Here is an 18,394-nt window from a genome sequence, read left to right as displayed (position 1 = left end):
GACGGGTCCACAACGCTTCAACTCCGTGATGCACGCTCACCGCCTCCTTCCTGATGAGGGCCGGCGCTGCGCCCGATCCAGTGTTCTTCGAGGACGCGAGCCGAGCGACGGCCGTCGTGGACGTCATGGGCGAACTCCACGCCCGTGCGCTGCAGGGGCTCGAGATCGTCGCGCGCCAGCCGTGTTGCGAGGTCGCGGATGACCTCGTCGAGCGTCTCGGGGTCCGCCTCGACGAGCGGGACCTCGGATCCTGTCTGCGCGAGCACCGTGTCGCGCACCTGCGGGTTCAGATGACCCACGACGACGCAGCCGGAGGCCAGCGCCTCGCAGGCGGCCACCCCGTAGGATCCGATCCTCATCTGATCGATCACCACGTCGGCGTCGGCGAACGCCTTCGGCATCTCGGCGCTCGACACCCCCTGGATCAGGCGGAGAGCGATCACGCCCTCGGCCTCGAGGTTCTGCAGGGCGGGCATGATCATCTGCGTCCCCTTGATGACGGAGACGGACGGCGCGTGAGCCACACGCAACGGCCCTGGTCGCCGTTCGCCTCGCTGCGCTGCCCAGCGCGGCGGATCGACGACGACAGGGCACCAGTGCGCGCTCGGAATGTCGAGGAGCAGATCTGGCGTGGAGACGAACACCGGGCGTCCGCTGGCCTCGAGGAAGCGGATGTTGCGTGCAGCGATGGTCTCGTCCCGTGGTGCGTAGACGCCGGCATCCGCGTAGTGCGACCAGCGATTGCCCGCGATGTGCCGAGACGGAAGCCGGACATCGGTACCGTGCGCGAGGAAGGCGACGTCCACGCCCCTCTGCAGAAGGGCTTCCGTCTGGGCGGCGACGGAGCGCCCGAGCAGACGCCCGAACGGAGGCTCCTCGGCTTCGATGAGGACATGCGTTGCCGACGCGGCGGCTTCGAACTGACGCCCCTGCCACTCGGTGCCGTTGTGATAGGTGCCGACCGGAACGACCAGGTCGGATTCGAAGGCGAAGCCCCCCGGTACATCGACGGCCATGTTGCGCGCCGAGATGGCAGGGTCGGCGGCCTCGAGTGCGCGGGCCCAGGCCCGGCCCTGCCCGGAGTAGTTGACCGGAGCGATGAGGACCCGAACAGGGCGGTCATCGAACGACACCGATGGGACGGTGCCATCGGGTGCGGGTGCTCCGAGCCGGCGCGCGGCGATCTGTCCGATCAGACTCGTCGGGGAGTCCGCGATGCGGTCGATGAGCGAGTTGATCCACCTCGGGAGACTGTTGCGATTCACGAGCTCTGTCGGTGCTCCGAGGGGACGGCGATCATGCGGCCAGTCTATCCAGCGCGGCCCGTCGATTCTGGGTGCACCCTCCGTCGCCACTATCATTGCGGACAGTGCGCCGGCACCTACAGCCGATGAACGCGCGTGAGACGAACGGCAGATGATGACCACTCCTGAGCCCGGAAAGCTGGGCTTCTCGCTCAAGGACTACGCGGACACGCTGAAGGCCTACCTCGATGACGGCTATGCGGTGACCGGCTTTCGCGAGTACCTCGACGACCCGCAGCCCAAGCATCTCGTGCTGCGGCACGACATCGACAACAGCATCGAGCAGGCCATGCGCGTCGCGCGTGTCGACGCGGAGGCGGGGTGCACGTCGTCGATCTTCCTGCGCGTGCACGCGCGCGGCTACAGCCTCATGAGCCTGCCCTCGCTCCTCATGATCCGCGAGATGGAGGAGCTCGGGCATGAGGTGCAGCTGCACCTCGAAGGCGGTATCTGCGAGGTGCTGGGCGGCGACAACTTCGAGTGGGCGGAGCGGCAGCGAACGGTCTTCGAGACCGCCGTCGGGCGCCCGCTGGGCGGTTTCAGCCTGCACGAACCCGCACGTCTCGGTGGGTTCGCGTTCGCCGCAGAACTGCTGGAGAAGTGGTCGGACACTGTCCGTTACCACTCCTACGAACCGCGCTTCATGATGCCGCACATGAAGTACTTGAGCGACAGCAGCGGCAACTGGCGTGAGGGACACTTCGCGCTCTGGGTCGGCAAGGAGCCCCTGATGCAGGTGCTCACGCACCCGTTCTGGTGGTTCGACAAGGTGCCCGCTGAGAACTACTGACCCGATCGTTCCGGCCGATTGTCGCCCAGACGACGAGCCGGGTTGCCCGTGCGCACCTCGTTCGCGGGAATCGACCTGATCGCGACGGCTCCGATACCGAGCACCGAGTCTCGGCCGAGCGTCACACCCTGGATCACCGACGCATTCGGCCCGAGCCACGAGTCGTCCTCGATGACGACGCTCCCGGACAACGTGACCCCGGCGGTGAGGATGACGTTGCGTCCGATCTGGCAGTTGTGCGCGATATGCGCGTGGTCATCGATCTTGGTGTGGTCCCCGACGCGGGTCGGGATGATGGTGCCGGAGCAGACGGTGACGAAGTTCCCGACCTCGACATGATCCTCCAGTACGACCGAGCCGACGTGGGGAATGCGGATGTAGTCGCCGGCGGAATCGCGCTCCATGCCGAATCCCTCTTCCCCGACCACGGCGTGGCTCTTGATCAGGGTGTGCTCGCCGACATGCACGTCGTGCCCGATGATCACGTGGTCGCGGACCTCGGCTCCTGCTCCGATGACGGCACCGGCGCGCACGACCGAGTACTCCCCGATGTTGGCGGTGGGATGCACGGACGCTTCCGGGTCGATCCTCGCTGTCGTGGCGATTCCCGGGGAGGGAGTCCGAGCGAAGAACTGCGCCACCGCGATGGCGAACGCCGCGCGCGGGCTGTCGACGGTGATGATGGCCCCGTCATGCTCACCCGCGGAGGCGACAGTCGGCGGCACGAGGACCACGGCACCGGCGGCGAGCGCGGCATCGAGTTGCTCGCGGTACGCGTCGGGATCCACGACGAACGTGAGACGGTCCGCCGTCGCCGCGCCCAACGGTGCGAGCCCGGAGAGCACGCGATCGCGGCCCCGCAGCGGAGCAGAGAGAGCGCGGGCCACCGCGGCGGCGGAGATCTCTGAGTTCATTCTCTGACTGTATCGCGCGGGAATCGGGAGACGAGGCGACCGGTCGTATGCTGGAGGAATGGATGAGAAAGCGCTGATCGAACTCGTTGCCGACATTCTCCAGGTCGATGCTTCGCAGGTCGCACTGGACGATGACCTGAAGGATGCGGGATGGGACTCGCTCGCGAACGTCGAGTTCATCGCGAACGTCGACGAGACGGTCGGGGTCACCGTCGACGCTGATGAGCTCTCCAACGCGGCGACCGTCCGCGATCTCCACGCGCTCGTCTCCGCCGGCTCGACCGACGCGGCGTAGGCGGGCCCCGGCCGCGGCGTCGGCCTCCCGCACGCATGGCCCGGTCACCATAGAATGGGTCCATGGGTGCCCGGATCGCTGCCGTCGACTATTTCCTTCCCGATGAGGTTCTCACGAACGAGGACCTGTCTCGCGAGTTCCCGGAGTGGAGCGTCGAGAAGATCTCGGCGAAGACCGGCATCGACCGCCGGCACATCTCCGGCCCTGACGAATTCTCATCGGATCTCGCGATCGCTGCCGGCCGCGCGCTCTTCGCGAATCGCGACATCGATCCGCAGTCGATCGACTACCTGATCGTCTGCACGCAGAGCCCTGACTACTACCTGCCGTCCACGGCCTGCATCGTCCAGGACGCCCTCGGACTGCCGACATCGGCGGGCGCGACCGACATCACGCTCGGGTGCTCGGGATACATCTACGGACTCGGACTCGCCAAGGGGCTCATCGAGTCGGGGCAGGCGCGACGCGTTCTGGTGATCACCGCTGACACTTACACGAAATTCATCAACCCCGCTGACAAATCCGTGCGGACCATCTTCGGCGACGGCGCAGCAGCGACCCTCGTGACAGACGACGGTGATGCGGCGTCGATCACCGCCATCACCTACGGGACGGACGGCGCGGGGGCGAAGAGCCTCATCGTGCCCAACGGAGGCCTGCGGCGGGGTGCGGGAATCCAGCCCAAAGCCGATGCTGCGGCTCGCGAGCTCGACAGCAGCGGGTACGACCTGTACATGGACGGCCCGGACATCTTCAACTTCACGTTGCGCGTCGTTCCGGGAACCGTCGAGGAGATCCTCGCGAAGGCGGGCGCGGAACTGGGCGACATCGACCTCTTCGTGTTCCACCAGGCGAACGCGTTCATGCTCGAGCACCTGCGCAAGAAGCTCGGCGTGCCGGCCGACCGATTCTTCGTCTCTCTGGCCGAATCCGGGAACACCGTGTCGTCGACGATCCCGATCGCGCTCGCCGATGCCGAACGGACCGGCGTGCTCAAGCCGGGCATGAAGATCATGCTCCTCGGGTTCGGCGTCGGCCTGTCCTGGGGTGGGCTCGTGGCGACGTGGTGAGCGCCTCATCGCGCCCCAGGCTCCTCATCCTGTCCTTCGACGCGATCGACATCGATCCTCGCGTGATCAAGCAGGTGCGCCGCTTCGCCGAGGACCACGAGGTCACCACGTGCTCGCCGGGAGGATCGCCGGATCCCCGCGTCGAACACGTCACTCTCGACCCCGCGGATGTGCGACCGCTCGGACGACTGCGAAATCTCGTCGATGACATCGCCCGCGAACGCGAGTGGTTCGGCTGGACCTACGATCATCTGCCCCTCGTCCAGCAGACGAGAAGACGTCTGAGGGGTCGTGCGTTCGACGCCGTGCTGGCGAACGACGGAGAGACGCTGGGTGCCGCCATCTCGCTCGTCGGCGCCGATCGTGTGCATGCGGATCTTCACGAGTTCTATCCCGGGCTGCCGGTCGACGAGACGAAGCTGGGGCTGCGTCAGCGCCGGTACTGGACATGGCTCATCACGCGGTTCGCCTCGCGCGTCCGGTCGTCCACGACCGTCGGCCGCGAGATCGCGAAACGCTATCGCGAGTACGGCCTCGATGCCGGAGTGGTGACGAACGCGACACCGTTCCGGGATTTCGCTCCCACCTCGACGCAGACTCCCATCCGGCTGGTCCACAGTGGCAACCCCTTCCGGGAGCGCGGTCTCGCGGAGATCATGCGCGCCGTCGCCGCTTCGACCGCTGACGTCAGCCTCGACCTCTACCTGACCTACAACCCGCCGACGGACCGCGAGCAGCTCGTCGCTCTCGCCGACGAGCTCGGACCGCGGATCACCGTGCGCGAGCCGGTGTCGCAGGCCGAACTGATCGACGTGCTGCACGACTACGATCTCGGCATCCACGTGCTCCCGCCGACGAGTGAGAACAACGCCCTCGCGCTGCCGAACAAGTTCTTCGACTTCGTGCAGGCGCGACTCGGCATCATCGTCGGGCCGTCGATCGAGATGGCGAGCATCGTCACCCGCGACGGGCTTGGGATCGTGACCGAGGACTTCTCCGAGAGCAGCATCCTCGCCGCGCTGAACGGCCTCACCCCGGCGGCGGTCGACGAGTTCAAGGCCGTCGTGCAGGCGAACGCCCGCGCGCTCTCCGCCGAGGTGCAGGTGGAGAACTGGGTGACGGCCGTTCGCGCGATCGCGCACTCGGCCTAAGAAGCTGCGTCGAGCTCCGCGGAAGCCTCTTCGAGGTATCTCCGGGACCAGGAGAGCGCCAGTGCGACGCTGCCGACATGGAGATCGCCGGACGTGCGCGCGTCCACGGTGACGCCATCCAGCTCCACTCGAGCCTCGACGCCTTCGGCAGCGAACAGCCCATTCCAGAACTCGGTCTCAGCAGTGGGCGCCGGAGTGCCGATGTAGTGATTCGCCGGTCGCAGCCGGCGCACGAACTCCTGGATCGATGTCGGCAGAAGAGCGAAGAGCTCCGGTCGCGTGCGAGGGAAGCGCGGAGGCAGCTCGGGGGCGGGCGTGACAGGCGCTCCGGTGTTCGCATTGGGCACGCCTCGCAGCGAGACGAGACGCGACGAGATCATCCGGCGGTAGTAGTTCTTCGCCATGATGTCCGTCGGGCCGAGGGTGAGGAGCGCATCCACGTAGCGGCCGGCGAGGACCGGAGTAACGGCCAGCACGTCGTGGGAAAGGATCGCGGGACTCACGTAGCTGAAGCGCGGCTGACGTTCGAACATCGCCCACGCGCTGATCGCCTGAGCCGCCGATCGACCGGGAGAGCGCAGGACGCTGCGGCTCAGCGAGGCGTGGGCCGCACGTGCGATGCGCTTCGCGCGGGGGCCGGCGACCTCGACCCCGCGCACCCGCCAGAGCGGAGCGCGCTTGCGGGACCAGTCCCGCAGCGCCCAGCCGCGCGAGGCGCGGGAGAGCATCAGCGGCGTCACCGGCACGTAGGAGCCGATCAGGCAATCGCCCGGCCAGGCGCCGACGAGGGTGACGTCGCCGTTCGCCGCCTTCCCGGCTACCTCGTAGGCGAGGATGTTGCCGGCGGCCGCGTGGACGGAGACCTGGCCGCCGGTGAGCGACCATCCGGACCTCGCCGCCTGCAGGGACAGGTCGTCGAGCCGCGCGGTCCGATGCGGGAACCCGAGCGTGGTCGCGACCCGGTGAGCGATCTCGAGTTCCTCCGGCGTGGAGAGATCGAGGGTCACCGCCTCGGGCCTTTGCGGACCGGCTTCAGCAAGGACGCCGAGGGTGAGCCTGCTGTCGAGGCCGCCGGAGATCGTCAGCGTGAGCGTGCGGTCCGGGTCGTGCAGGGGGCCGATCTGCGCGACCGAGTCACGCAGCGCCTCGTAGGTCTCATCGATGCTCGCGGTGGACTGCGAGTAGCGCGGGATCCACCGGCGATGCAGCCGGAGTGCGGATGAGCCGTCGACGTCGGTCGTCGCCTGCAGCGCCTCGCCGGCCACGAGGGCGAAGACGCCGCGGAGGGTCGTCTCCCGGCCGATCGCGTGATAGTACGCCAGGAGCTCGTAGGAGCCCTGCGCGCTGAGGGCCGTGAAGCCGAGAGCGACCGCGACGAAATGCGGGTCGTTGGAGATCACGCTGCGGCGTCCGTCGCTGCCGTGGTACAGCGGCCAGGAGCCTGCCCGATCCGCCCACACATCGACCTGTGAGCCCTGTGCCGCCGGACGAACGCGAACTGCCGCGAACTCGCCCCAGATGTCGGGATGCTCGGTCGCGTGCGTCCCTTCGGTCCACTCGTCGGATCCGGAGATGTAGCCGCCGCGGAGCAGGAATCCGCCGCCGTCGGGAGCGTCGAAGAGGTCGGCATGCGTCGAGCCGCCGTCCCAGTACAGAGAGCCGCCGTCGAATTCGCGTCGGGCCAGCTCTCCGAATCGAGCCGTCTCGGAGAGATGGCGGGCATGGAGCAGGGCCGCGCGATCGACGCGCTCCGCACTCTCGGCCGGGTGCAGACTCACCGCAAAGAACATCCCTGTTCCTCCTCCTCGTCGACGTTCAGGCTTCCGACAGAGCCTGATTCAGCGCTTTCGTCGAGGCGGACGCCGAGGCATGCCGCTTCGCCCAGTTCCACCCTCGTTCGGCCTGCGCCGCCATCTCCGCGGGGTGCGCGAGCACTGTCCGCAGCTCGTCGTGCAGCGAGTCGACGTCCGCGATCACCCAGGCGTCGTCGGCGTCTTCGCCCAGGTCCGGCTCATCCGCGAAGCGCGCGCTCGTGACGAGCACGCAGCGGCGCGCCATGGCCTCGACACCGAAGACGCCGGGCACCGAGGCGTAGAACTCGTTGAGCGCGATGTGCGCCTCGTCGAGCGCGGCGAGCACCTGCTCGTGCGGCACGCCGATCAGCTCGCGGTACTCGACCTGCGGGTGGGACTGCGTGATCCGGGCCATGACCTCGCGCACGACATCCGTCCCCTTGAGCAGGGGATTGGAGGGTGCGTGCACGACGACGATCCGCTCGGGGGCTTCGAACTTGTCCGTGGCGTCGACGAACTGCTCATCCGGGTAGAAGTACAGGAACGGGTGGGTGTGCCCCTCGAGGTAGGAGAGTTGATCGTTGCGGGCATTGAAGATCGCCTCCGCATGCCGCTCAGCGACCTCCGCCCGCAGCCGGCGCGCCCGATCGTACTCCGGGGCGGCGAATGCCGGATCGATCGTGACGAGCACGGATCCGATGTTCGGGCGACCCGTCTCCTCGGCGCGCGTCACGGACAGGCGCGGCGAGCGGATGTCGTTGCCGGTGAAGTAGCAGACGAGGCGTCGACCGCGGCTCCGGATGAACGCGAACTCGAACTCGCGCTCGTCATGGTGGCCTTCGAGGAAGGCGCCTCCGCCGACGTAGATGAAGCCGCGTGCGCGATTGACCAGCCAGGCCAGCAGGATCGGACCGCCGTACAGACGGCGCCACGTCGCGAGACGGCCCCCGAGGGCGGTGGAGGAGGTCTGGATCACGGCGTCGTACTCCACCGCGTAGAACGGATTCCTCGCATGGATCGCGGTGTAGCTGTTCGGCAGCGCCTCAGCGATGTGCGTCGCCATCAGCGCGATGTCCTCGGGGCCGACGACCCAGTCGATCCGCCTCGTGAACAGCGCGAAAGGCTTCAGCACCCAGTACAGCGTGCGCAGGAGCGCCTGCTGGCGCCGGAAGACCACCGACGTCGACGCGGTCATCATCGCTTCTTGCGCGGGATGCAGAACTTCACATAGAAGCTCTTGGGGACGCGGTCGAGCTTCCACATGAGCCAGAAGAACGGACGGAGCAGCTCGAACCGCCGCTTGTACGTCGGATAGTCCGTGTAGTCCTTCTTCGGCATCGTCATGATGTGCTCGAAGCCCGCGTCGTCGAAGCCGATGCGCTTCTTCACCATCGCGATGAGCTCGGGGTCGCCGTGGCGCGGCTCGATGAACTGCGCGGCAGCGAGCCTCCGGTCCATCTGCCCCGAGCGCACCAGCGCGGAGAGCTCGATCTGACGGAAGTTGATCCCGAAGCGGGTCGGCAGGAAGTACGTGTGGTAGAACGCGGTGAAGCGGTTCTCCAGGTGGTGGCCGCCGTACCACTGCCAGCCGTACTCGTCGGCGAGGAAGCGCTTCGCGTCTTCCTTGTTGTAGTCGATCCAGTAGAGCGGGCGGGTGCGCTGGATCCGGCTGAACGCCGACCACTTGACGAAGTTCGCGAAGTCGAGGTTCGGATAGGTCTTCATCGGCACCGTGCCGAAGAGCTTGTGGACGCCCTTGATGTAGCCGCCGTCCATGTACAGCCAACCCATGGGGGAGATGCCCTCGGTGCGGAATGAGTGGCCTTCGACGATGTGGCGGATGCCGTGCTTCTCGGCAGCGCGATACAGCACGCCCATGAAGCCGATGTCGGTCGGCGCCTCGATGTCCTTGACGCCCGCGAGCATGAACGAGCGGTAGATGTCGTCGTACTCCGCGTTGTCCACCACGTACGTCTCGAGGTCCACGCCGAGCTTGTCGAGCACCGCGAAGATGTTCGACGTCGCCGTGGGGGAGTTCCAGGTGTTGTCGAAGTGCACGGCCAGCGGGCGCACGCCCTTCTTGACGAGCAGGTGCGCGAGGTAGGACGAGTCCGTGCCGCCGCTCACCCCCATGATGCAGTCATACTTCTTGCCGCGGCCCGCCGCCTTGAGCTCGGCGACGAACTTGTCGAGCGCCTTCTCGCTCTCGACCCCGATCGGGTACTGCTTGTCGAGCGAGTCGTGCAGGTGGCAGTAGTAGCAGACGCCGTCGGCGTCGAAGGCCGCGCCGGGCACGTCGGAGGTGATGATGCATCGGCGGCACACGTTCGGCGAGCTCAGGAACTCATCGGACGTGGCCGCATCGAACTCGCGGCCGAACTGCTGCGCGGCGATGGGTTCCCCGCGCCCGTCGAAGAGGTGGCCGAAGAGCGCGTCGATCTGCGGACGCGTCGGGTAGTTGATGAGCACGCTCTCGCGCCCGGACTGCATGACGAACGCCGTGCCGGCGGCGACGGCTGATGCCCCCGCGTGCTCGATCGGCGCGACGAGGTCGGTTCGTCCGCCGACACCGCCGTGGGCGATCACCGGCACCGTCGCCGTCGCTGCCACCGCACGGACGAGGTCGAGGTCGATGCCCTCGCGAGTGCCCTCGTGGTCGATGTTCGTGACGAGGATCTCGCCGACCCCGACGTCGGTGGCCAGTGCGACCCACTCGTCGACCGTGAAGGCCGCGGCATCCGCTCCTCCGCCGGTGTGGACGACGTAGCCGTCCTCGGTGCCGCGCACGTCGAGACTCGCGACGATCGCCTGCGATCCGAGGGCGCGGACCATCTCGCGGACGGCATCGGGGTGCGTGATCAGCGCCGTGTTGACGATGATCTTCTCGAAGCCCGCGGCGATGATCGCCTGCGCCTGCGCAGCGGTCTCGACGCCGCCGCCGTAGGCGAGCGGGATGAACGCCTCGGTGGCGATCCGGTTCAGCAGCTCCATCCGCGCCGGGACCCTGCTCTTCGCCGCGCCGATGTCGAGGATCACCAGTTCATCGACCTCGAGGTCGTTGAAGATGCTGATGACGTTGACCGGGTCGCCGACGTAGCGGGGATCTTCGAAGCCCTTGGTCTTCACGAGGCGGTCGCCCTCGAGGAGCAGGACGGGGATCAGCCGGGGATAGACGTGCATCAGGCCTCCGCCACCGCGAACTCGCCGAGAAGCGCGAGTCCGAAGCGGTGGCTCTTCTCGGGGTGGAATTGGATCCCGATCACGTTGTCGCGCTCCACGGACGACGCGTAGCGCTCGCCGTATTCGGTCCACGTGAGGACATCGGCTTCGTCATCGGGGGTGACGGCGTAGGAATGGACGAAGTAGAACCGTCCGCCGTCGCCCAGGGACGGCGCGAGGCGCGACGGCTTCGCCGCGACGGCCGCGCTCCATCCCATGTGCGGGACGAGCAGGCGCGAGCCGTCGAACTCCTCGGGGAAGCGGTGGGCCCGTCCGGGGATCAGCCCCAGCCCTGGGCGTTCGCCCTCGTCGCTGCCGTCCATGATCAGCTGCATGCCCAGGCACACGCCCGCGAGTGGCGTGCCCTTCTCGCGAGCCGCGGTCACGACGGCCTCGCCGAGGCCGGTCTCCGTCAATCGGTCGACCGCGTGGTCGAAGGAGCCGACGCCGGGGAGGATGATGCGTGCGGCATCGATGACGGTCTGCGGGTCGCTGGTCACCTCGGAGGAGCGCCCGACCTTGGCCAGCGCGTTGCGCAGCGAGCCGAGGTTCCCCACGCCGTAGTCGACGATCGTGACGTCAGGTCGGGTCATCGCGTCGTGCTCTCCTCGATGCTCAGCCGCAGCGCGTCGGCGATCGCATCCATGTCGTCCTCGGTCAGCTGCGGATACAGGGGCAGGGTGAGTGCCTGATGGTGCGCGCGGGTCGTGTGCGGGAGCGCCTCGTCCGGGATGCCGAACCGCTCGCGGAAGTACGGCTGCAGGTGCATGCCGTAGGTCCCCAGCGTCGTCTCGATGTCGCGCGTGCGCATGCGGCGGATGACCTCGTCGCGGTCGATGCGGTCGTCGAGGAGGACGACGTACGACTGGAAGGTGTGCGCGGTGCCCGCGGGTTCCGTCGGGACCTGCACGCCCTCGATGCCGGAGACGCGGCTCGTGAGCTCGGATGCCGCGCGCCGGCGACCGGAGACGATGTCGTCGATGCGGGTCATCTGGGCGAGGCCGATGGCCGCGTGGACGTCGCTGAGCCGGTAGTTGAAGCCCGCCTCGACGAACTCCATGTACAGCTCGCCGCGGACGGCGCCGTGCGCGCGCAGCACGGCGATGCGCTTCGCGAGCTCGTCGTCGTCGGTCGTGATCATCCCGCCCTCGGCGGTCGTGATGATCTTGCGGGGGTGGAACGAATAGACGCCGGCGGTGCCGAGCGTGCCGGCGTGACGGCCCCCGTACGTGCCGCCGAGCGCGCAGGCAGCGTCCTCCAGCACCGGCAGGTCGTGCCGCGCGGCGACGGCGTTGATGGCGTCCATGTCCGCGCAGAGCCCGAAGGCGTGCACCGGCATGATGGCGCGGGTCCGGTCGGTGACCGCCGCGTCGAGGAGTGCGGGGTCGAGGTTGAACGTCGCCTCGTCGATGTCGACGAACACAGGCGTGGCGCCCTGCTGGATCACGGCGTTCGCCGTCGCGGGGAAGCTGAAGCCCGGGATCACGACCTCGTCTCCGGGCTGGACGCCCAGAGCGACGAGGGCGAGATGCAGACCCGTCGTGGCAGAGCTGACGGCCGCGGCGTGGCGGGCGGCGGTGTAACCGCGCACCGCGTCCTCGAACGCCGCCGTCTTCGCACCCTGCGTCAGATAGCCGGACTCGATGACCTCGCGGACCGCGTCGACCTCCGGGGCGCCGGTCAGCGGGATGTTGAGCCTCATGACAGGACCGAGGTGTACCACTCGACGGTCTGGCCGAGCGCGTCGTCGGTGAGGCGCGGGGACTGGTGACCCAGGAGCGACTCCAGCTGCGACACGTCCGCGAGGTGGCGGCGGACGTCACCGGGACGCTCAGCCGTGTGGACGACCGGGTGATCGGGTCGTCCCATGATGCCGAGGATCCGTGAGACCAGCTCGTTCACCGTGGTCTCGACGCCGGTGGCCAGGTTGAGCACCTTGCCGCGGCATGCGTCGGAGTCGTGCACCTGGGCGATGAGGTCGGCGCTGTCCTTGGCGAAGATGAAGTCACGGGTCTGCTCCCCGTCGCCGAAGATCTCGATCGGCACGCCGTCGAGCACGCGGCGGACGATGATCGGCACGATCCCGGCGTAGGAGCCGGGGTTCTGGCGCGGGCCGATGTTGTTGAACGGCCGGATCACCGTGGCATCGATCCCGAAGGTCTGCACGTAGGACTCGATGATGTGGTCCGCGGCGGACTTGCTCGCCGCGTAGGGCGTGATCGCGTCGTGCGGATGCCCCTCGTCCATCGGGATGTAGCGCGCGGAGCCGTAGGCCTCGGAGCTGGAGACGTGGATCAGGCGCTCCACGAGACCGCGGCGCGCGATCTCACAGAAGGTCGTGGCGATGCCGACGTTCGTCTGCACCGTCCAGGCCGGGTAGGTGAGCGACGTCGGCAGGGGGATCACTGCGAGGTCGAAGACGGTGTCGATCTCATGGGTCGTGACGACGTCCTGCATCGCGGCGAGGTCGGCGGCATCGAGACGGATGATGTCGATGTCGGGGCGAGCAGCCTTCGCCTCCGCGAGGTTGTCCATGCTGCCGAGGAAGAAGTTGTCCACGACGGTGATCCGCCGGGGCTCGTCACGGATGAGTCGATCGACCAGGTGGCTCCCGATGAAGCCGGCGCCGCCGGTGACCAGGATGGATTTTGAACGCACAGACATGGATTTCGAGTTCTCTCGTTATCGAGCTCCCGTGGCAGCACGGAAGCGGGCAGACTGCTAAGTATCATATGGGATGGAGGTGCGCCGAACCGTGAGAGAACCCGCTGAGTCGCCGAACCAGGAGGTCCCCTCGTGGCACGGGATCGCGTCCAACAGATTCAATCCGCACGCGTGGATCGTCGGTGAGCCCGAGATCGGCGACGACGTCTGGATCGGGGCGTTCACCGTCATCGACGGCAGCGGCGGACTCGTGATCGGCGACGGCTGCGACATCTCCGCCGGTGTGCAGATCTACACGCACTCGACCGTGGAGCGATGCGTCAGCGAGCGCGCCCGCGACATCCAGCGGGCATCGAGCAGCATCGGCCGGAACGTGCACATCGGCGCGAACGCCGTCGTCCTCATGGGCGCGGACATCGGTCATCACAGCGTCGTGGCGGCCGGTGCCGTCGTCACCGAGAACACGGTCGCTCCGCCGTACAGCGTTCTCCGGGGGGTTCCCGCCCGTGTCTTCCCCGACGCCGCCCGCCGTTTCGCCGACTGAGTCGAAGCCGGAACGGCCCGCTCTAGGCTGGGTGCCGTGAAGATCATCAGCGTCGTCGGCGCCCGCCCGCAGTTCGTCAAGCTCGCCCCGATCCACAAGGCGGCGCTCGCCGCGGGCGTGGAGCACGTCATCGTGCACACCGGTCAGCACTACGACCCGATGCTCTCCGACGTGTTCTTCGAAGACCTGGGGATCGCAGCGCCCGACGTGCACCTCGGCGTCGGAAGCGGATCGCACGGCGTGCAGACGGGATCGATGCTGGCGGCCCTCGACGCCGTGTTCGACGAGCACCGGCCGGACTGGGTGCTCGTCTACGGCGACACCAACTCCACCGTCGCCGCGGCGCTGAGCGCCGTGAAGATGCACATCCCGGTCGCCCATCTCGAGGCGGGTCTGCGGAGTTTCAACCGTCGGATGCCCGAGGAGCACAACCGGGTGCTGACCGATCACGCGGCGGATCTGCTGCTGGCCCCCACCGAGGTCGCGGTGGGGCATCTTGCGCACGAGGGGCTCGCCGAGCGCACCGTGCTCGTCGGCGACGTCATGACCGATGTGCTGTTCGAGGTCCGTGACCAGGTGGCGGGGGCTCCGTCCGCGCTGATCGAGGAGCTCGGCCTCGAGGCGGGCGGGTTCTACGTCGCGACCATCCACCGCGCCGAGAACACCGACGACCCCGCGCGCCTGGCCGAGATCGCCGCCGGTCTCGCAGGCCTCGACAAGCCCGTCGTCCTGCTGGCGCATCCGCGCGTCGTCGCGAAGGCCGCCACCCACGGCATCGCGCTCACGCAGGGATCGCTCATCTCGCACGCGCCGCTCGCGTACGCCGACCTCATCGCCGCCGCCGTCTCGAGCGCCGGGGTGGTCACCGACTCCGGCGGTCTGCAGAAGGAGGCATTCCTCCTCCGGGTTCCCTGCACGACGGTGCGGACCGAGACCGAATGGGTCGAGACGGTGCAGCTCGGCTGGAACGTGCTCGCGAACACCGCGCAGGAGATCGCCGCAGGCGTGACGCGCGCGAGGCCGTCCGACACGGACCAGGCGCCGTACGGTGACGGGCACGCGGCCTCTCGCGTCATCACCGTCCTCGCGGAGCAGCGCCGCTGACCGGAGGGTCCGCACACTCCGCGCACGGCCCCTGAACAGTTCGCGCGCGGGGGCGGGGAGCGACGGAGCGCGAGGCCGCCCTCGATCCGCGCAATAGAATATCGCTCATGCGTATCGCCGTCGTGGCCCTCGGAAAGATCGGCCTCCCCCTCGCTCTGCAGTTCGCCGATCGTGGACACGAGGTGATCGGCGTCGACGTGAACCCGGCGCTCGTCGACGCGGTCAACAGCGGGGTCGAGCCGTTCCCCGGTGAAGCACAGCTGCAGGAGAAGCTCACCGCGGCTCTCGCAGCCGGACGCCTGCGCGCCACGACCGACTATGCCGAGGCGATCCCGTCGGCGGAGGCCGTCGTCGTCGTGGTCCCCCTCTTCGTCAACGAGGAGACTGCGGAGCCCGAGTTCGGCTGGATGGACCAGGCGACGAGGTCGCTCGCGGAGCACCTCCGCCCCGGCACGCTGGTCTCCTACGAGACGACGCTCCCCGTCGGCATCACCCGCGGACGCTGGAAGCCGATGCTCGAGGAGATCTCCGGGCTCACCGAGGGCGAGGACTTCCACGTCGTCTTCTCGCCGGAGCGCGTCTACTCCGGCCGCATCTTCGCCGACCTGCGCAAGTACCCGAAGCTGGTCGGTGCTCTCTCCGACGAGGGCGGGCGTCGCGCCGTCGAGTTCTACGAGGCCGTCCTCGAGTTCGACGAGCGTCCGGACCTGTCGCGGGCGAACGGCGTCTGGGACCTGGGCAGCGCGGAGGCCGCGGAGATGGCCAAGCTCGCCGAGACCACTTATCGCGACGTGAACATCGGACTCGCGAACGAGTTCGCCCTGTTCGCGGGAGCGAACGGGATCGACGTCTACCAGGTGATCGAGGCGTGCAACTCGCAGGTGTTCAGCCACATCCACCGCCCGGGTATCGCCGTCGGCGGTCACTGCATTCCGGTGTACCCGAAGCTCTACCTCTCGACGGATCCGGGCGCCGACATCGTGCGGACCGCGCGTCGCGTCAACGAATCCATGCCGGAGCGCCTGGTCGCACAGGCGGAGGGCATCCTCGGTTCGCTCTCCGGACTGCGGGCGGTCGTCCTCGGCGCCAGCTACCGCGGCGGCGTGAAGGAAACGGCGTTCTCCGGTGTGTTCCCGACGGTGGCGGCCCTCGAGTCGCGCGGGGCCGTGGTCCAGGTGCACGATCCGATGTACACCGACGACGAGCTACGTCGCCTCGGATTCGAGCCGTACACGCTGGGCGACGACATCGACATCGCGATCCTGCAGACCGACCATGCCGCCTATCGCGAGCTTGAGCCTGCGCAGCTTCCCGGCATCAAGCTGCTCGTCGACGGACGTGCCGCGACGGATGCCGCGCGCTGGGCGGGTACTCCGCGCATCGTCGTCGGGACCGCGGTCGAGCTGATGGCCACCGCAGGGGCCACGACCTGAACCGCGCACGGCCCGCCCCGCCTCGGCGTGCCGCGTTCCGTGCGGACATCCAGGCGCTCCGTGCGATCGCCATCGCGGCGGTGGTGCTCAACCACCTCTGGCCGACCCGCCTGACCGGAGGCTACGTCGGCGTCGACGTGTTCTTCGTCATCTCGGGGTTCCTGATCACGAGCCACCTCACTCGAGAGATGACGGCCACGGGCCGCATCGCACTGGCCGCGTTCTACGCGCGCCGCGTGCGCCGGCTCCTTCCCGCCGCGCTCCTGGTGCTGATCGTCAGCGCGATCGGCACGCTGCTGCTCCTGCCGTACCCTCGCTGGCCGCGGGCCGGCGCCGAGATCGCCGCGAGCGCCGGCTACGTCGAGAACTGGTTCCTGAGCGCCATGTCGGTGAACTACTCGGCGCTCAACGACCAGGCGACCGTCGCCCAGCACTACTGGTCCCTGTCGGTCGAAGAGCAGTTCTATCTGCTGTGGCCGCTGCTCCTGCTGGCCGCGTCGTGGTGGGCCGTCAAGCGGTCGGCGCGTCCTCGCGTCGTGGCCGCCGTGGTCCTGGCCGTCCTCGTCGTCTCCTCGCTCGCGGCGAGCGTGATCGCCACGACCCTGATCCCGAGTCAGGCGTACTTCGCGACCTACACGCGCGCCTGGGAGTTCGGCGTCGGGGGACTGCTGGCGCTGACCGCGACGCGCCGTCTCCCACGCGTGGGGGCCGATGTGCTCGCGCTCGCGGGACTCGTGATGATCGCGCTCGCCGCCGTGTTCTTCGGCGCCGCGACGCCGTTCCCCGGATACGTGGCGCTGCAGCCCGTGCTCGGCACGGCGGCGGTGATCCTCGCCGGCACCGGACGCGAGCGCCTCTGGCACACCGCGGTGACCGGCACCAGGCCGGTGCAGTGGATCGGCGACGTCTCCTATTCGCTCTACCTCTGGCACTGGCCGCTGATCGTGCTCGTGCCGTTCCTCGTCGGAGCGGCTCCGTCGACCGTCATGAAGCTCGGCATCCTGGCGCTCTCGCTGCTGCTTGCCTGGGCGACGGCCCGCTTCGTGGAGCGCCCCGGCCAGCGATGGAAGTTCCTCGCCGCCTCTCCGCGTCGGACCCTCCTCGCGATGCTGGGCGCCGTCGTCACCGTGGCTCTCGTCGGCGGCGGGCTCGTCCTGACAGGCCGAGCGGCGTCCGCGGCGGACGTGCCGCCCGTGACCGTCACGATCGAGGCCTGCGTCGGACCCCAGGCGATGGATCCCGGCGCGGAGTGTCCTGACCGGTTCGGGCCGGCGGCCGACGTGGTGATGGGCCCGGGGAACGCCTACTTCGCCGTGCCCGACGAGTGCCGAGCCGATCCCGCGCTGCTCCCCTTCGGCGACACCACGGCGACGGTGGTGTGCGATTTCAGTGCGGGCGCCGCGGATGCGCCGACGGTCTGGCTCGTCGGCGATTCGCACGCGCAGCAGTGGCAGGGCGCGGTGTTCGACCTCGCCCGCACGGAGGGATGGATCGTGACGACGTCGTTCGGGGGAGGGTGTCCGGTGATCGATGCGCCGTTCATCGGCTTCCGCGAGCCCGCGACCGCCGCGGAGCAGGAGCGGTGCGAAACGTGGTCGTCCGCCGTGCAGGCCGCGGTGGTCGAGGCTGCACCCGACGTCGTGCTCACGTCTTCGGCGGGGCGCGTGCAGCTCGTGGACGACGGCTCCGACCGCCCGCAGACCGATCAGTTCGCCGACGGTCTGCAGCGCACGTGGCGCGCCTGGGCCGATGCCGGTGTGACGGTGGTCGCCCTCGGCGGCGTGCCGTTCAACGGCGAGGTGCGCTCTCCCGACTGCCTTCTCGTCAACGCGCGCAACCCGCTGGCGTGTGCGGTGCCGATCGCCGAGGCGCAACCGGCCGATCCCTACCTGCTCGCGGCATCCGCGGCCGCCGATCCGTCGATCCGTTCCTTCGACGCCGGGCCCTACTTCTGCGACGAGGTGCGCTGCTACGCCGCGATCGGGGGCACGGCCGTCTTCTACGACGCGGACCATCTGAACCTCGACTACGTCCGCCGGTTCGCTCCGATGCTGGCCGACGTCATCGGTCCGATCGACCGCGACTGAGCTCCCAGCTACGCGCCGATACGATT

The 18,394-nt window shown here is 68.5% G+C and carries 16 protein-coding genes; 8 read left to right on the top strand and 8 right to left on the bottom strand.

Translation table 11 applies throughout. The features are described from left to right. Nucleotides 1-17 precede the first annotated feature (17 nt). Nucleotides 18-1,265 carry a glycosyltransferase gene (locus ABD648_RS04960; protein WP_282213869.1) on the bottom strand — a complete coding sequence of 416 codons (1,248 nt, stop codon included), beginning with the start codon at nt 1,263-1,265 and terminating at the stop codon, nt 18-20. Between the two features lie 151 nt (nt 1,266-1,416). Here ABD648_RS04960 and ABD648_RS04955 point away from each other — a divergent pair, with 151 nt between their 5' ends. Next, entirely contained in the window at nt 1,417-2,094 is a 678-nt protein-coding gene (locus tag ABD648_RS04955) for a GCN5 family acetyltransferase (RefSeq protein WP_282213868.1), read from the top strand. Here the strand turns inward: ABD648_RS04955 and ABD648_RS04950 are convergent. Then, nucleotides 2,088-3,008 carry an LpxD N-terminal domain-containing protein gene (locus ABD648_RS04950; protein WP_282213867.1) on the bottom strand — a complete coding sequence of 307 codons (921 nt, stop codon included), beginning with the start codon at nt 3,006-3,008 and terminating at the stop codon, nt 2,088-2,090. The genes ABD648_RS04955 and ABD648_RS04950 overlap by 7 nt on opposite strands. 58 nt (nt 3,009-3,066) lie before the next feature. On the opposite strand from ABD648_RS04950, the gene ABD648_RS04945 reads away from it, so the two are divergent. The 3 genes from ABD648_RS04945 (at nt 3,067) to ABD648_RS04935 (ending at nt 5,524) form a co-directional block, all read left to right on the top strand. Further along, nucleotides 3,067-3,303, top strand: a complete 237-nt coding sequence (locus ABD648_RS04945; protein WP_282213866.1) for an acyl carrier protein — start codon at nt 3,067-3,069, stop codon at nt 3,301-3,303. 62 nt (nt 3,304-3,365) lie between these two features. Next, a complete protein-coding gene (locus ABD648_RS04940) occupies nt 3,366-4,373 on the top strand; it encodes a 3-oxoacyl-ACP synthase III family protein (RefSeq protein ID WP_282213865.1) in 1,008 nt (335 codons plus the stop codon). Continuing rightward, nucleotides 4,370-5,524: a glycosyltransferase family protein gene (locus tag ABD648_RS04935; protein ID WP_282213864.1), complete on the top strand. Its 1,155-nt coding sequence runs from the start codon at nt 4,370-4,372 to the stop codon at nt 5,522-5,524. Before ABD648_RS04940 ends, ABD648_RS04935 begins: the two co-directional genes overlap by 4 nt. On the opposite strand, the gene ABD648_RS04930 is transcribed toward ABD648_RS04935, so the two are convergent. Genes ABD648_RS04930 through ABD648_RS04905 form a run of 6 tightly spaced genes read right to left on the bottom strand, consistent with a single transcriptional unit; the run spans nt 5,521 to nt 13,200 of the window. After that, nucleotides 5,521-7,302, bottom strand: coding sequence for an asparagine synthase-related protein (locus ABD648_RS04930; RefSeq protein WP_282213863.1), 1,782 nt, complete (start codon nt 7,300-7,302; stop codon nt 5,521-5,523). The genes ABD648_RS04935 and ABD648_RS04930 overlap by 4 nt on opposite strands. Before the next feature lie 37 nt (nt 7,303-7,339). Further along, the gene (locus ABD648_RS04925) at nt 7,340-8,512 is read right to left on the bottom strand and encodes a glycosyltransferase family protein (RefSeq protein ID WP_282213862.1); all 1,173 of its coding nucleotides are present in this window, start codon (nt 8,510-8,512) and stop codon (nt 7,340-7,342) included. Continuing rightward, nucleotides 8,512-10,497, bottom strand: coding sequence for an N-acetyl sugar amidotransferase (locus tag ABD648_RS04920; RefSeq protein WP_282213861.1), 1,986 nt, complete (start codon nt 10,495-10,497; stop codon nt 8,512-8,514). The genes ABD648_RS04925 and ABD648_RS04920 overlap by 1 nt, the downstream gene beginning before the upstream one ends. After that, nucleotides 10,497-11,129 (bottom strand): imidazole glycerol phosphate synthase subunit HisH, encoded by a 633-nt coding sequence (gene hisH, locus ABD648_RS04915; RefSeq protein WP_282213860.1) that lies wholly within the window; start codon nt 11,127-11,129, stop codon nt 10,497-10,499. Before hisH ends, ABD648_RS04920 begins: the two co-directional genes overlap by 1 nt. Next, a complete protein-coding gene (locus ABD648_RS04910) occupies nt 11,126-12,238 on the bottom strand; it encodes a DegT/DnrJ/EryC1/StrS family aminotransferase (RefSeq protein WP_282213859.1) in 1,113 nt (370 codons plus the stop codon). Before ABD648_RS04910 ends, hisH begins: the two co-directional genes overlap by 4 nt. Beyond that, nucleotides 12,235-13,200, bottom strand: a complete 966-nt coding sequence (locus ABD648_RS04905; protein ID WP_282213858.1) for a dTDP-glucose 4,6-dehydratase — start codon at nt 13,198-13,200, stop codon at nt 12,235-12,237. The genes ABD648_RS04910 and ABD648_RS04905 overlap by 4 nt, the downstream gene beginning before the upstream one ends. Before the next feature lie 91 nt (nt 13,201-13,291). Here ABD648_RS04905 and ABD648_RS04900 point away from each other — a divergent pair, with 91 nt between their 5' ends. The 4 genes from ABD648_RS04900 (at nt 13,292) to ABD648_RS04885 (ending at nt 18,368) form a co-directional block, all read left to right on the top strand. Next, nucleotides 13,292-13,744 carry an acyltransferase gene (locus tag ABD648_RS04900; protein WP_282213857.1) on the top strand — a complete coding sequence of 151 codons (453 nt, stop codon included), beginning with the start codon at nt 13,292-13,294 and terminating at the stop codon, nt 13,742-13,744. A 36-nt stretch (nt 13,745-13,780) separates the two neighbouring features. Beyond that, entirely contained in the window at nt 13,781-14,848 is a 1,068-nt protein-coding gene (wecB, locus tag ABD648_RS04895) for a non-hydrolyzing UDP-N-acetylglucosamine 2-epimerase (RefSeq protein WP_282213856.1), read from the top strand. A gap of 107 nt (nt 14,849-14,955) precedes the next feature. Next, the gene (locus ABD648_RS04890) at nt 14,956-16,281 is read left to right on the top strand and encodes a nucleotide sugar dehydrogenase (RefSeq protein WP_282213855.1); all 1,326 of its coding nucleotides are present in this window, start codon (nt 14,956-14,958) and stop codon (nt 16,279-16,281) included. Beyond that, nucleotides 16,209-18,368, top strand: coding sequence for an acyltransferase family protein (locus ABD648_RS04885; protein WP_344709757.1), 2,160 nt, complete (start codon nt 16,209-16,211; stop codon nt 18,366-18,368). The genes ABD648_RS04890 and ABD648_RS04885 overlap by 73 nt, the downstream gene beginning before the upstream one ends. Nucleotides 18,369-18,394: the final 26 nt, after the last annotated feature.

The organism is Microbacterium luteolum (genome assembly GCF_039533965.1).
GTDB lineage: Bacteria > Actinomycetota > Actinomycetes > Actinomycetales > Microbacteriaceae > Microbacterium > Microbacterium luteolum.
Note: the sequence above shows the minus strand (reverse complement) of the source record. Positions and strands in the feature narration are given on the sequence as shown.